The organism is Chengkuizengella marina (genome assembly GCF_009910845.1).
In the GTDB taxonomy this organism is placed as follows: Bacteria; Bacillota; Bacilli; order Paenibacillales; family KCTC-33759; genus Chengkuizengella; species Chengkuizengella marina.
Window position 1 is genome coordinate 74,149 of sequence record NZ_SIJB01000025.1, and the last position, 12,941, is coordinate 87,089.

The 12,941-nt window shown below is 32.3% G+C and carries 17 protein-coding genes; 3 read left to right on the top strand and 14 right to left on the bottom strand.

From position 1 onward, the window contains the following. Positions 1-28: 28 nt before the first annotated feature. From ERL59_RS11385 to ERL59_RS11445, 13 genes are all read right to left on the bottom strand, one after another. Positions 29-370 carry an ASCH domain-containing protein gene (locus ERL59_RS11385; RefSeq protein WP_235929864.1) on the bottom strand — a complete coding sequence of 114 codons (342 nt, stop codon included), beginning with the start codon at positions 368-370 and terminating at the stop codon, positions 29-31. Positions 371-396: 26 nt separating this feature from the next. Beyond that, on the bottom strand, positions 397-912 hold the full coding sequence (locus ERL59_RS11390; RefSeq protein WP_160646341.1) for a TlpA family protein disulfide reductase: 516 nt from the start codon (positions 910-912) through the stop codon (positions 397-399). Between the two features lie 47 nt (positions 913-959). Then, entirely contained in the window at positions 960-1,091 is a 132-nt protein-coding gene (locus ERL59_RS11395) for a CcmD family protein (protein WP_160646342.1), read from the bottom strand. Positions 1,092-1,187: 96 nt separating this feature from the next. After that, entirely contained in the window at positions 1,188-1,877 is a 690-nt protein-coding gene (locus tag ERL59_RS11400) for a cytochrome c biogenesis protein (protein WP_160646343.1), read from the bottom strand. Positions 1,878-1,882: 5 nt separating this feature from the next. Further along, positions 1,883-2,566 carry a heme exporter protein CcmB gene (locus tag ERL59_RS11405; RefSeq protein WP_160646344.1) on the bottom strand — a complete coding sequence of 228 codons (684 nt, stop codon included), beginning with the start codon at positions 2,564-2,566 and terminating at the stop codon, positions 1,883-1,885. Positions 2,567-2,568: 2 nt separating this feature from the next. Beyond that, a complete protein-coding gene (gene ccmA, locus ERL59_RS11410; protein ID WP_160646345.1) occupies positions 2,569-3,264 on the bottom strand; it encodes a heme ABC exporter ATP-binding protein CcmA in 696 nt (231 codons plus the stop codon). A gap of 18 nt (positions 3,265-3,282) precedes the next feature. Then, the gene (locus ERL59_RS11415; protein WP_160646346.1) at positions 3,283-3,687 is read right to left on the bottom strand and encodes a hypothetical protein; all 405 of its coding nucleotides are present in this window, start codon (positions 3,685-3,687) and stop codon (positions 3,283-3,285) included. Between the two features lie 50 nt (positions 3,688-3,737). After that, positions 3,738-4,115, bottom strand: coding sequence for a hypothetical protein (locus tag ERL59_RS11420; protein ID WP_160646347.1), 378 nt, complete (start codon positions 4,113-4,115; stop codon positions 3,738-3,740). Between the two features lie 192 nt (positions 4,116-4,307). Continuing rightward, positions 4,308-4,781, bottom strand: a complete 474-nt coding sequence (locus ERL59_RS11425; RefSeq protein WP_160646348.1) for a cytochrome c-type biogenesis protein CcmH — start codon at positions 4,779-4,781, stop codon at positions 4,308-4,310. A gap of 11 nt (positions 4,782-4,792) precedes the next feature. After that, entirely contained in the window at positions 4,793-6,775 is a 1,983-nt protein-coding gene (locus ERL59_RS11430; protein ID WP_160646349.1) for a heme lyase CcmF/NrfE family subunit, read from the bottom strand. A gap of 45 nt (positions 6,776-6,820) precedes the next feature. After that, a complete protein-coding gene (locus ERL59_RS11435) occupies positions 6,821-7,246 on the bottom strand; it encodes a cytochrome c maturation protein CcmE (protein WP_160646350.1) in 426 nt (141 codons plus the stop codon). Positions 7,247-7,289: 43 nt separating this feature from the next. Next, positions 7,290-8,711, bottom strand: coding sequence for an ammonia-forming cytochrome c nitrite reductase subunit c552 (locus ERL59_RS11440; protein WP_407925708.1), 1,422 nt, complete (start codon positions 8,709-8,711; stop codon positions 7,290-7,292). Next, positions 8,704-9,237, bottom strand: a complete 534-nt coding sequence (locus ERL59_RS11445) for a cytochrome c3 family protein (protein ID WP_160646352.1) — start codon at positions 9,235-9,237, stop codon at positions 8,704-8,706. The genes ERL59_RS11440 and ERL59_RS11445 overlap by 8 nt, the downstream gene beginning before the upstream one ends. Before the next feature lie 312 nt (positions 9,238-9,549). Between ERL59_RS11445 and ERL59_RS11450 the strand changes: the two genes are divergently transcribed. Next, positions 9,550-10,659, top strand: a complete 1,110-nt coding sequence (locus tag ERL59_RS11450) for an LCP family protein (RefSeq protein ID WP_160646353.1) — start codon at positions 9,550-9,552, stop codon at positions 10,657-10,659. Positions 10,660-10,724: 65 nt separating this feature from the next. On the opposite strand, the gene hmpA is transcribed toward ERL59_RS11450, so the two are convergent. Beyond that, entirely contained in the window at positions 10,725-11,936 is a 1,212-nt protein-coding gene (gene hmpA, locus ERL59_RS11455; RefSeq protein WP_160646354.1) for an NO-inducible flavohemoprotein, read from the bottom strand. A gap of 208 nt (positions 11,937-12,144) precedes the next feature. On the opposite strand from hmpA, the gene ERL59_RS11460 reads away from it, so the two are divergent. Both ERL59_RS11460 and ERL59_RS11465 read left to right on the top strand, forming a co-directional pair. After that, positions 12,145-12,318 (top strand): asparagine synthase, encoded by a 174-nt coding sequence (locus tag ERL59_RS11460; RefSeq protein ID WP_160646355.1) that lies wholly within the window; start codon positions 12,145-12,147, stop codon positions 12,316-12,318. A 105-nt stretch (positions 12,319-12,423) separates the two neighbouring features. Continuing rightward, complete coding sequence (locus tag ERL59_RS11465; protein ID WP_160646356.1) at positions 12,424-12,870, top strand: Rrf2 family transcriptional regulator; 447 nt, start codon at positions 12,424-12,426, stop codon at positions 12,868-12,870. Positions 12,871-12,941: the final 71 nt, after the last annotated feature.

Below are 12,941 nucleotides of genomic sequence, written 5' to 3' on the forward strand. Positions count from 1 at the left end.
AAACTTTTGCGGGGCTCCTCTTAATTTATTAAACATTCATTTTTTCTAACACGTGAACCCAAAAATACTTTTCAGGGTTGAATTTTAATGTAGTGATATTATGATGTTTTTGTATACTTATACGATACTCCTCTAGATTCTCATAACCATCATTTGTTGCATCTTCATCTGTCATATCTTTATTAGCTTGTTGAAATACATTTTTGATTCGATAATTTTGACCGTCTAATGTTAATATCTCTCCAACTTCAGCATATTTACCATGCCTTCTAACTGTCGTTTTTTTACCTGTTACTATTTTATTAATCTCTTCTTGTACTGTTACTAAATGATCAATTGTAAGCTGCATTTCCGGTTTATGCCCTTTCAACTCTATCACCTCATAATTAGTTCATATTATTTGTTATTTAATATAGCTAAGTAAATTTTACTAGCTAAATCCTCAGATGTTGTAGGTCCAATTATTTTTTCTATTAAAAACCCTTCTGGATTAATAATAAATGTTTCTGGTTGTCCTCTAACACCATAATATTGTGAAACCTTATCATCTTTATCCATTAAATAAGTTGTTGTAGAATCATACTCTTTTTTAAACTCTAGAATTCTACTCTTAGGCTCACTGCGATCAATGATGAGAAGAGGATATTGCTCTTCATAGGTTTGGTGGAATTTTTCTAATTCTGGTTCCTCATCTTGGCAGGGGAAACACCAGGTAGCAAAAAAGTTTAGAACAACGTACTGACCTTTAAAATCAGATAACCTATAAATTTCATCATCTGTACTATACAACTTAAAATCATAAGCTAGCTCTCCTATTTCTGGTACCTCAACACCTCTAAGCCCATTTGCTAAGATAAACAATACACCAACAACAAAAATGATAATAACCCACAATATTCCATTCTTATTCAAGTAAACCCCTTCCTTCAATAAAACATTAAATCCATTAATTTAAATCATCATTGAGTATTTTCAAGCTCTCGAATGAATTCAATTTCTTTATTAATCTTTTGCTGACGTTTACCTAAAATCACTAAATAACCAGATAATAAAATCCAGATCACCATATAAGCAGCAAATAAATAGCTCATTTTTTAACCCTCCTCAAATAAATGAAAATTTTCTTTTGTCACTCACAGAGCAAATCACTTAGTATTTCTTAATGTCGCATTTTAAGGCATAGTAACTTATTTCATTAACTTTTCTTGTATATTTTTTTTAACATTTTCAACTGCTAGTTTTGTTCTTTCAATGTAAATTCCCTTTTGAAGTAGTACAATATATAGCAATGTGATCACACCAAGACAAAAAAGTAAAGTGACTAACATTTCTCCTTCAATCCCACCTCCTGATTGATTTGGAGCGTCACCAAATACAATCGGATGAAGTTTGGAATTCCACCACCTAATGGCCATAAATACGATAGGTACATCAATGAAACTAATAATTCCAAAAACAGCAGCTAATCTTGCCTTTTTCTCCCACGCTCCATCCATACGTCGAATAAAAATGTACGCTAAATAAAGGAAAAACAAAATGAATGTGGTTGTTAAACGAGGTTCCCATGTCCACCATGTATTCCAAGCACTTCTACCCCAAATAGGACCCGTTGTTAACACAATCGCAGTAAACAAAACGCCTATTTCTGCTGAAATACCAGCAATCATATCATAAGACCTTTTTCTCTTCATTAAAAACAGAATACTGTACACAAACACAACACCAAATGCCAGAAATGCCACCCAAGCTGACCCAACATGAAAATAAAAAATTTTTTGTACATTCCCCATTACTTTTTCTATTGGTGACCAGATAAACACTAAATAAAGTGCAACACTCATTAAAATAATGAGTATCCAAATCAAGGATCGATGCATATTTATTACACCTCCATAATGAATTCAAATAAAAAGAAACAAAACACAAAAAATAATAAATCATATCCTGCCATTAAACTAATCCAAGAGAATAAACTTTCAATTTCTTCTACATCTATTAATAAGATTCGAGTAGATTGCACAGCTGCAATCACAATTGGACTAATTACAGGAAACAAAATGATCGGCAGCAACATTTCACTGCTTCGTGAATTTGCCGAAAGTGCTGCTAAAAAAGTACCCACACAAATGAATCCTGCACTGCCTAAAAATAAAACAAGTAAAAACAATAATATATTTCCATTCATTTTGTAATCAAACAAAATAAATAAAAGGGGAATTGTAATCATCTGCACAAACAAAACAATAATAAAATTTGAGAGAAATTTTCCAAAATATATACTAGATGGATCAATTGGGGAAACAATTAATCCGTGTAAACTATCATTATATTGCTCTGATATAAATGATCGATTCAAACCTAATATTCCAGCAAATATCGTAATCACCCATATCATGCCTGGAATAACTGCTCTTATAGTGTTATTCGTAGGATCAAAAGCAAAACTGAAAGTAACAATGACAAGTCCTGAAAAGATTAACATAGTGCTAAAAACTTGTTTTGTCCTCCATTCCGCATATAAATCCTTCCAGGTGATAGCTAAGGCTGATTTTATTAAATCTCTCATGGTTAGCCCACCTGTCTCAAATAGATTTCTTTTAATTGATGTACATTTTTATTCTCTAATACAAAATCATCTATTATTACACCCTTTTTCATTAAAATAAATCGGTCACATGTCTCGATTGCTTGTGCTAAATCATGGGTTACCATTAAAATAGTTGTTTTCTGTTCTTTCTTTTTTAAAATGAGTTCATTTAAAATACGGCTGGCTTGTTGGTCAAGTCCTGTATGTGGTTCATCTAAAATTAATATCGATGGATCATGAACAATCGCCCTAACAATGGCCAAACGTTGAATCATACCTCTTGAAAAAGAACGAACTGGCTCATTCATAAAAAACTGTAATCCTACTTCTCGAATCAACTCTTTCACTTTATATTCAAGCTGATTAACTTGATATAGTTTACCGAAAAAAGTCAAGTTTTCTACAGGAGAAAGGTGTTCATATAAATAGCTGTTATGTGCTAAAAAGCCAATCTTTTTTTTTATTTCTAAGTTATTTTCTTTTACTGGGATATTGTCGATCATTACATGACCAAAAGAGGGTTTCATTAATCCCCCAATAATTTTAAGAATTGTACTTTTTCCAGCACCATTAGGACCTAATATCCCAATTGTTTCGCCTTGATTTACAGTGATATTAATATCATTTAAAATTGTTTTTTCTGCAATTGTTTTATTTAGAGTTACTGTCTTAATCACTGTAAAACCCCCTTTAACTTATTCAGTAAATTTTTTTAATTTTATTTTCACTTGAATTAATTGCTGTTTATAGCCTTCATATTTTTTTGTGAATTCATATTGATTCATTTCTCTCGATTGATGTGACTGCTCTAGATCAACCATTTTGTCTAGTATGATAGAACGTTTTTCTAGTAAGTCTTGAATTTGTTTTTTCTTTTGCGTGTTCAGTGTTCCATGCTCCAGTACTTCTTTTTTATTCAATTTAAAAAAGAGATAATAACCAACAAAGGCAAAAAGAATAGCTGCAAAAACAATTAAAACAATGTGTGGATTAAACTCTCTTAATGGTGAATCGTGCCACATTCGAATATGACCTTCATTGTGAAAATTCGGTGAGCTTCTAGTCACATTTGATTCTGTTAAAAGAAAGAAATTCTGCATGTTATCCCACTGAAGTAGATCACAGTGGTTTTCACCTTCCTTTCATAGATTTATCCCTTTAATCCTCGTTCTTTTCTTAATAACTCTAGTTCAATTTGAATTTCTGATTGGATCTCTTCTAAAATTTGCTTATTTTCTTTTTCCTTAGATAATTCAGGTAATTGATCTTGATCCCTTAATAATTCTACAAAGAATAATTCAACCTCTTTCTTCAATTGTCTGTAATCATATTCTGACAATTTATTCATTTTATAATCCATCTCAATTTCATTTAAAGTTGCATAGAATTCTTGTTTTATCACTTCGTTATCAGAAGATTTTTTTAAATCTGCATTTGTTAATATCTTCTGATGAAAAAAAGGAGCTAAAACCATATATAAACAACCTATAATTATGAGAGCACTTGTTAGCATAACTATAAAGTCCATTCTTTTTCACATCCTAATAGAGGTTGTTCAAAAAGTCCCCTTTTGCCAGCACAGGACGTGCTGGTACTACATTAGTCACATGGAAGTGACTGATTTTCAATCGTGATCACGAAGTATCTCCAGGAGGTCTACTCGACTTCAAATCTGACTTTCACATTTTCGGTGCTAAAAACAGGACTTTCTGAACATGCATTAAAAATACTTTTTACGTTCTTTTTCAATTACAGATAGTAAGATCTCAGTTTCTGTTTCATTTATAAACTCTCGATTTAAGTCATCACCACATTGATTTGGACTTACCCATTTTTTAATTAAGAAATAAACAAAGAATGTTGCTAAGAACAATAATAAAAATGGGGTAATCCATGCGGTAAGACTAAAACCTGTTTTAACTGGGGCTGTTAATGCTTCTTCTCCTAACTGGTCAACGTAGTCATTTAAAATTTCATCTTTGGTTTTCCCCTGTGCCAACAATCCAGCAACTTCATTATAATAAGTTTGTTTGACAGGACAAGTTGCTAAATCATCACCACTATGACCTTCCATAGACAACATTCTCACAATGGATTGAAATTCTTTAGAATTATAATCAAAATCTTCTTCTGCAAAAATCACGTTAACTGATAATAGTAATGAGAAAATGATCAAAAAAACGAATCGTTTCATCATCGTCCTCCTCAAGTTACTTTTCTTACAGTTCCACGATATCTTGGAATGACTTGATTTTGTCTGCCTCCCCAAATCGCAAATAACGTACCAATGACTACAACAACTCCACCAGTCCAAATCCATTTTACCAACGGATTGACACGAACCACAAAAGTTGCACGTAAGTCTCTTTCCCATGCACTGATCACAATATATAGATCTTCTTGCCAACTACTTATCATTCCAACTTCAGTTGAAGGTTGTTGCCAATTACTATAAAAGATTTTTTCTGGTTGAATATAACCCACATGTTTTCCATTCTTTTGAACTTTTAATTCAGCAAATATGATATCGTTGAGACCTTCACTTTTTTGAGCTAAATTTTCATATGTAATCTCAAAGTCTGCTATGTTTATCTTTTCACCAATAGCAACAGTTTTCATAGATTCTACACTAAAATTCTGTGAACCTATAATACCTATTGCAATCAATGCAATCCCAAAATGTACGGTATAACCTCCGTAACGACGACGATTTTTTGAGATTAAGCGAATGAGTGCTATTGGATAATTTTCTAGTGTCACAGAACTTCGTGCTTTCACCCCACGAAAAATTTCAGAAATATGAGTGAACAACATAAAAGCGACTAATGTAAATCCAATGATAGGATAAATAGTTCTTATTCCCATAATAAATAAAAGAATCGCAACAATGATGGTTAATAATGCTGGGATTAAAAAATTCTTCTGTAAGTTTTTTATCGTCGATTTTTGCCAAGCAATTAGTGGGCAAATGGCCAATATAAACAACAGTGACAACAATATCGGAGACATTACAGTGTTAAAAAACGGTACGCCAACTGTTACTTTTGTACCTCTTACTGCCTCAGAAATTAATGGGAATATCGTACCCCAAAATACGGCAAATGCTGCGCATACTAAAATTAAATTGTTAATTAAAAAGCTGCTTTCTTTTGAGAAAAAAGATTCAAAATGATCACTATCTTTTTTTAGTAAATGATACCTACTCATCATGACATACATTGCAAAAATCACAGCTATGCCCATAAAAATTAAAAAGTAAGTTCCTAAATTTGTATCTCCAAAAGCATGTACAGAAGTTAGGACACCGCTTCGCACTAAAAATGTACCGAACAACGTTAGTGCATAAGACAAAATAATTAAAGACAAATTCCAAACCTTTAACATCCCTTTTCGCTCTTGTATCATGACGGAATGCAGAAATGCTGTCACGGTTAACCAAGGCATAAATGATGCGTTTTCTACTGGATCCCATGCCCAATATCCACCCCAGCCTAATTCCAAATAAGCCCAATATCCACCCAATAAATTCCCAAGCGTTAAAAACAACCATGCGAGTAAAGTCCAACGTCTTGTCATTCGTATCCAAAAGGAATCTACGTTTTTTAAAATCAGCGCAGCTATCGCAAATGCAAATGGAACAGCTAAACCTACATAACCTAAATAAAGTGTTATGGGATGAATAATCATGCCTGGATCCTGCAGCATTGGATTTAAACCGTTACCTTCAGAAGGAATAAAATCGTTTAATTCAAATGGTCTTGTAGTCGTTGCTAAAATAAAATAAAAAAAGATCGCGTTCCCTAACATTATTGTAGAAATATAAGGAACCATCGGATTTCCTTTCATTTTATTAGAGAAAGCAACCATTGTGGTATACATCGTTAATAAAAATGTCCAAAGTAATAGTGATCCAGCATTTCCTGCCCATAAAGCTGAGAGTTTATATACGATTGGAAGATCACTACTTGTGTACATGGATACATATTTAAATTGAAATTGACTGGTTGCTAGGACATATAATAAAAGAACTATTGTTAGACTTGTAAGAAGAAATAATGTCAACACTCCATTTTTGCCACTATTCACCCATTTTTGATCTTGCTTTATCACTCCAACAATGAATGCAATAAATGAATAAATAGAAATAGCTAAACCCAAATAGATTGTCAGAACTCCGATATTATGCATAATATACCCTCATTTCAATGAACACTACTGTTAGTTAATCTCTGACTATTCAATCTCTTTTTCATGTAACTCAGGATCGTACTCTTCTCCTTCATACTTTGAAGGGCATTTCGTCTGAACCTTCTCAGCTGTGAAAATACCATCATCATGAATAAAACCTTCAACGATCACAATCACATCTTCACTGAAATTATCTGGTTTAACACCCTGATGCACAACGGTCAAAACATTCCCGAATTCATCTTCTATTTTGAAACTAAGTTGAATAAGATCAGCATCCCATTGAATTGACTTTTCTATTAAGTCACCCTGTGTCATAATAAAACGACCTTGAAATTTATGAGGCTCTTGTATAATCTCTTGTAAAGTAAGCTCAGAACCACTCGCTTTTGTTGTAGCTCCTATTAGTAAGACAATAGTTGCAACAAAAATTATACTGCAGCCTATGAGCATCTTTTTATTTTTTTTCATAATCCTCTCCCCTTCATAACTTTTCAGTTCTCAATGTATTACTCTAGTTTTTTTGTGGAGGGAAATAATCATTGGTTGCATGTTCATTTTTCTTGAAATTATCAGGTTCATCATAAACAGCTTTTTTAACTTTTTCGATTTCTTCTTTTAATTCATCTATGTTTACGTCAAATTTGACAAGCTCCTCAGTTGCCAAAATGATCGCTTCATTCGAAGCTTCTACAGATGTTTTTAATGAATCCATTGAACCTTGGGGATTGTGGAAGCCAGTTGAGTTTTCAGCAGAAACCATGTCCCAAAACCATTGTCCCATTCTTACTAAATCCTGCGCTTGTTTGATTTTATCTTCAGGTACACCTGATGTGATCATTTTGTTCACATAGTAATGTGAGGTAAGCAAAATATCTCCTGCTTTATCCAATGCATCTTTATTCATATCCTGAATTGATTCAACTTTGTCCTTTAACTCATCTTCCGTTTGATCAGCATGACAAGTCCGACAAGATTGTTCAATGGTTTTTAACGGAGAGGTCCAATAATGACTAGTAATTTTTTTTCTGTCGTCTTCACGAGTATACGGCATATGACAGTCAGAACAGCTTACTTCAGCCTTTCCGTGTGTACCTTCAGCCCATGTCTCATACTCAGGATGTTGGGATTTTAACATTGGTGCACCTGAGACATTGTGTATCCAATCCTTTGAGAACCCAGATTCCATTGCAATAGTTTCATAGTATTCAAACATTTCCTCAGGTTGATAACCTTCTGACCAAGGGAACGTAACTGCTTTATTTTCCGGTTCAAAATAATATTCAACATGACATTGCGCACAAACATAAGTACGCATTTCATTTAATGTTGGATTAGATATATCTTCACCCTTTTCTAACATTGCTGTAGCAAACATGGGGCGAGTCACTTGAAGTTCCATTGTTTCAGGATCATGACAATCTGAACATCCTATCGGAGAATGTCCCATTTCTTCTGCTAGTGGGATAATTTCATTACGGAAATTTTTAGTCCAGAACTCATCACCAAATTGATCTATCATACTTGGAACGGCTGAACTTTTACAAGTAAAACAAGAAGCAATTGATTTATCATTTATTCTTGCGATTGAAATATTATCTTCTACTGCATAAATGTGTCCACGATCTTCATTATATTCCTTAGCAAATCCATAACCATTAAATAATATAGGTGCATACGGTTCTCTATTATGTTCAAACTTAGACGCAAGAACGGAACCTCCAAACTTTGTATCTGACATCTCTAAATTTTTTTGATAACTAGCATAATGAAGAGGAAAAAGATCCTGAAAAGCTTCATTGTTGATTTCATTAGGAGAAAGACCTGTTAGAGCTACTTCTGATGTTCCCTCTGTATCTAATTGACAAGCTGACACGATGAAAACACTCAAAATCAAAACAAGACATAAAGGAAACAGACGTTTCAAATTAACCATCATTTTCATTCCCTCCAACTCTCATTAAACCTTTAATGTTGTACGTTCCTGGTTCATATAATTGCTCGGATTTATTTTTATCTTTTTTGCCATGAGGCACTTGTCGATGACAATCAACACATGTACCTTTCACATTATGACTTACATTATTGATAGAATTCTCGTGACAGGATACGCAGTTTTCTTGAACGACTTCAACAGTTGCATCTTTTGCATGAATGACATCTGGAATTTCATCAACGTTTAACGTATTCATATAAATATCATGTAAACCTGCCTTTGATTTAAACCATATTTTCTCTACAAAGTTATCAGTTGGTGCATGACATGTATTACAATCTAAGTTAGCATGTGTTGAATCAGAATAAGTGCTATAAGCACTATCCATAGGGTGACATGTTGAACAAAATTCAGCAGAATCAGTGTAATGTAATGTTTCTGCACTTGCTATTGTAAATATAAGACCTAACAAGATACCTAATAATAAAATGAACTTTTTATCAAGCGACTTTATTTTTTCAAACATCCTCTCACCCCTTTTGTAAGAAATATTTCCTTATCTACAATGTAGCATTTCAATAAAATGAATAATGTACCAATTAAATGAACAAAATATGGAAAATATTTGTCTATTTTTACTTGTATCCTTTTTTAGTTGTAAAATCATTCACATAAATTTCAAAATTAGACAAAATAGATAATGATGTCATATTTCAAATCATTTTTTATAAAATAACTACTTTTACATCCTTCTAAAACAATCGTATAAATTACCTTTATATTTTCCTGATAAACGGAAAACATATAAAATACGATATTGATTTTTAGGAGTTTTTTCATGAAAAAAAAGTACATATATATATTAAGTGCTGTGTTGTTAGTTTTTATCTCGAGCTATTTTCTAAAAAATACAATTAAATTTATGGCTTTTAATTGGTTTTTTGCTCAACACCTTGAAGAAAAATTAGAGCAATCATATGAACCATTGACAGAATCAAAAAACATTTTAAAGTCAAATGAAAATGTAACGTATCAACTAAATAATCCAGGTATTATTAACTTTCAGCTGTTTCCAAGAACAGTACAATTAAAAAAAGAAAAGAAAGAAGAAAATGAAACCACGATTGAAAACACTAAACCATTTGCCATGTTACTTTTAGGAGAAGATGCAAGGGGAAAAGAACAAGGAAGATCAGACAGTATAATCCTATCCATTATTAGACCATCCGACCTTAAAGTTTTACTACTATCAATCCCTAGAGATACTTATGTAAAGATCCCTGGCCGGAGAGGGAAAGATAAAATTAATCATGCATTTGCATTTGGTGGCGTAAAACTTGCAAAAGATACAGTTGAACACTTCTTTGATATCTCCATACATAATTACGCAAAAATTAATTTTTATGGCTTCAAACAGCTTGTAAATGCATTAGGTGGGATAAGTTTGGCAGTAGAAAAAGATTTAATTAAATATACATATTCAGGAGCTGAAATTATCGTTGTTGGAGGTAAAGAAAGTTACAATGGAGAAGAAGCATTACAATTTGCAAGATTTCGTTCAGACTCGCAAGGTGATTTTGGAAGAATGGAACGACATCAAGAAGTTCTTATCGCTATAATAGAAGAAGCAAAAAAACCATCAAATATAACGAAATTATTTGATGTCATTGAAATTATCGGTGAAAATTTGAAGACAGATATGAAACCATACATGATAAAAGAGTTAGCAAACTTATATTTAAAATCTGAAAATCCACAAATTCAAACATATACTTTAAAAGGGATTCCTTCAAATAATAATCCTCAAAAAATTTGGTACGATTATGTTAATGAAACAGAATATACCAAAGTCAAAACAATGATTGATGAATGGCTCAACTCAGACACCTCAGAGGATGAATTAATTAAATATTTTAAAGAAGAAAAGGTTTCTCCCGTTTCTCAATGAAGTGTTAAAAGCCTTAGTTTCGTATTATTTTAATCCTAAGGCTTTTTTGTCGAAATTAAAGTTAACTATTCCTCTATTTCTGCTTTTGGACCAAAAAATTCATAATGTATATGATGTAAATCTACTCCCCACTTTTTTAAACCTTTATATAAAAGCTTCATAAATGGTACTGGTCCACAAAAATAAAAATCAGCTTGAGAAGGTAGAATACTCTTCAACCATTCCATTTCAATAAACCCTTCTTTTTCAAAACTACTTGTTTGTTTATCCTGTTCTGTTGGCGTTTGATAACAAACTAAATAATTTAACAAATCGTGTTTCTCTGTAAGCTGCTGTACATGATCTCTAAAAGCATGATACTCGCTATTGATTGCTGCATGAATAAAATAAACTGGACGTGATGGCTGCTTTTTAATCAATGTATTTAACATGCTGATCATTGGAGTAAGACCAACTCCACCACTAATGAGAACAATAGGAAGATCATGTTCTGTATTTAATACAAAATCACCTGCAGGAGCACTTACTTGCACAATATCTCCTTGATTCACATGATCATGCAAATTATTAGATACTACACCATCAGGTTTATTATCAAAACCCACTTCTCTTTTCACACTGATTCTGTAATAATTTTTATTAGGGGAATCAGACAAACTGTATTGTCTAATATGCGTATGTTTCTTCCCTTCTATATTCATTTTTATACTAATATATTGACCAGGTAGAAAGTTAGAGATTTCTTTTCCATCCTCTGGTCGCAAGTAAAAAGAGGTAATCATTTTACTCTCTTTAACTTTTTTGTAAACCACAAACTTTCTAAAGTCTTTCCAACCTCCATTTAGATTTGCTTCCTCATACATTTGTTGTTCAATTGAAATAAAGGTATCTGCAATAAAACCATAAGCGATTTCCCATGCTTCCATGATTTCATCTGTTGCATCTTCTCCTAAAACTTCTTTAATAGCTAATAGTAAATACTTACCAACTATAGGATAATGTTCAGGTTTAATCCCTAAACTGCGATGTTTATGTCCTATTGTTTTCACTACAGGGAGAATGGCTTCCAAATTATCTATATTTGCAGCAGCGGCTAATATAGATCCAGCCAAGGCTTTCTGCTGTCTTCCTTGTTTTTGATTAGCATGATTGAAAATATTTAATAATTCTGGATGATGATTAAACATCATCTTATAAAAATGACTTGTTATTTCCTCTCCTTGTTCCTGCAATACTGGTACTGTTGATTTAATGATATTAATTGTGTGTAAATTCATAAAGCTTCCCCCTAATAAAAGATGTATTTTATTTACTTCTTTAAGTATAGTTTATAAAATGTATTTAAAATACATCTTTAAGTTACAACTTTTCGAACACTTTAATATTGTAATTTTTTCATAGCAAATTACTTTTCATATTATATTTCGAACAAGTTAAAAATAATGTTGATGTTCAAAAATCATACCAATGAAGGAGGAAATAGGAATGAACATTCGTGAGGGATTGATTCCAACATTGTTGGGAACAGCAGTAACTGCAACTGGTCTCACATTGAAGCAAACTAAGAAAGGAAATCCAATGATTTCTAGCACCATCTTTGGTTTTGGATTAGCCCACGTAGTTTTGGGTGTAATTGATCTTTTTGAACATCGTCGTTAACCGTAACACTTAATAAAAAAAGTGAGCACTTATTAAAGTGCTCACTAGAACTACAATGATAATTAAAGGTATAATAGAATAACAACATTCATTGGAGTGATGGAAATGCGTTTAACAAATTATACAGATTACACCCTCAGGGTTCTCCTCTACTTAGCGACACAACCTGTAGATAAAATAAGTAATATAAAGGAAATTTCAGAAACATATGGGATTTCTAAAAACCATTTAATGAAAGTAGTATATGAATTAGGATTGTTAAAACTAATCCATACCACTAGAGGAAGAGGAGGTGGAATTAAACTTGCTTCTGATCCAAAAGATATCAATATTGGTTGGGTAGTCAGACAAACTGAGAATAGATCTAACATAGTAGAATGTTTTGATACGGAAAATAACTCTTGTATTATAAGTCCAGTCTGTAAATTAAAGAATGTGTTAAACGAAGCGCTAAATGCATTTCTAGAATTATTAGATCAATATACACTAAATGATTTATTAAATAATGAACCTGAATTAAGAAAAATATTAATAAATAACTCACATAAGTGAACATAGTGTTACTATTTATCTTATAAAACAAAAAACCGCCAAAGGCGGTATTGATATGCTCCCCTTACGGT

Excerpts from the sequence above, each read along its gene's own strand:
- ERL59_RS11440 (WP_407925708.1), bottom strand. The coding sequence starts at position 8,711 with ATGGTTAATTTGAAACGTCTGTTTCCTTTATGTCTTGTTTTGATTTTG.
- ERL59_RS11430 (WP_160646349.1), bottom strand. The coding sequence starts at position 6,775 with ATGCATAATATCGGAGTTCTGACAATCTATTTGGGTTTAGCTATTTCT.
- ERL59_RS11395 (WP_160646342.1), bottom strand. The coding sequence starts at position 1,091 with ATGAGCTATTTATTTGCTGCTTATATGGTGATCTGGATTTTATTATCT.
- ERL59_RS11400 (WP_160646343.1), bottom strand. The coding sequence starts at position 1,877 with ATGCATCGATCCTTGATTTGGATACTCATTATTTTAATGAGTGTTGCA.
- ERL59_RS11435 (WP_160646350.1), bottom strand. The coding sequence starts at position 7,246 with ATGAAAAAAAATAAAAAGATGCTCATAGGCTGCAGTATAATTTTTGTT.
- ERL59_RS11445 (WP_160646352.1), bottom strand. The coding sequence starts at position 9,237 with ATGTTTGAAAAAATAAAGTCGCTTGATAAAAAGTTCATTTTATTATTA.
- ERL59_RS11425 (WP_160646348.1), bottom strand. The coding sequence starts at position 4,781 with ATGAAACGATTCGTTTTTTTGATCATTTTCTCATTACTATTATCAGTT.
- ERL59_RS11420 (WP_160646347.1), bottom strand. The coding sequence starts at position 4,115 with ATGGACTTTATAGTTATGCTAACAAGTGCTCTCATAATTATAGGTTGT.
- ERL59_RS11450 (WP_160646353.1), top strand. The coding sequence starts at position 9,550 with ATGAAAAAAAAGTACATATATATATTAAGTGCTGTGTTGTTAGTTTTT.
- ERL59_RS11405 (WP_160646344.1), bottom strand. The coding sequence starts at position 2,566 with ATGAGAGATTTAATAAAATCAGCCTTAGCTATCACCTGGAAGGATTTA.
- ERL59_RS11415 (WP_160646346.1), bottom strand. The coding sequence starts at position 3,687 with ATGCAGAATTTCTTTCTTTTAACAGAATCAAATGTGACTAGAAGCTCA.
- hmpA (WP_160646354.1), bottom strand. The coding sequence starts at position 11,936 with ATGAATTTACACACAATTAATATCATTAAATCAACAGTACCAGTATTG.
- ERL59_RS11465 (WP_160646356.1), top strand. The coding sequence starts at position 12,424 with ATGCGTTTAACAAATTATACAGATTACACCCTCAGGGTTCTCCTCTAC.
- ERL59_RS11460 (WP_160646355.1), top strand. The coding sequence starts at position 12,145 with ATGAACATTCGTGAGGGATTGATTCCAACATTGTTGGGAACAGCAGTA.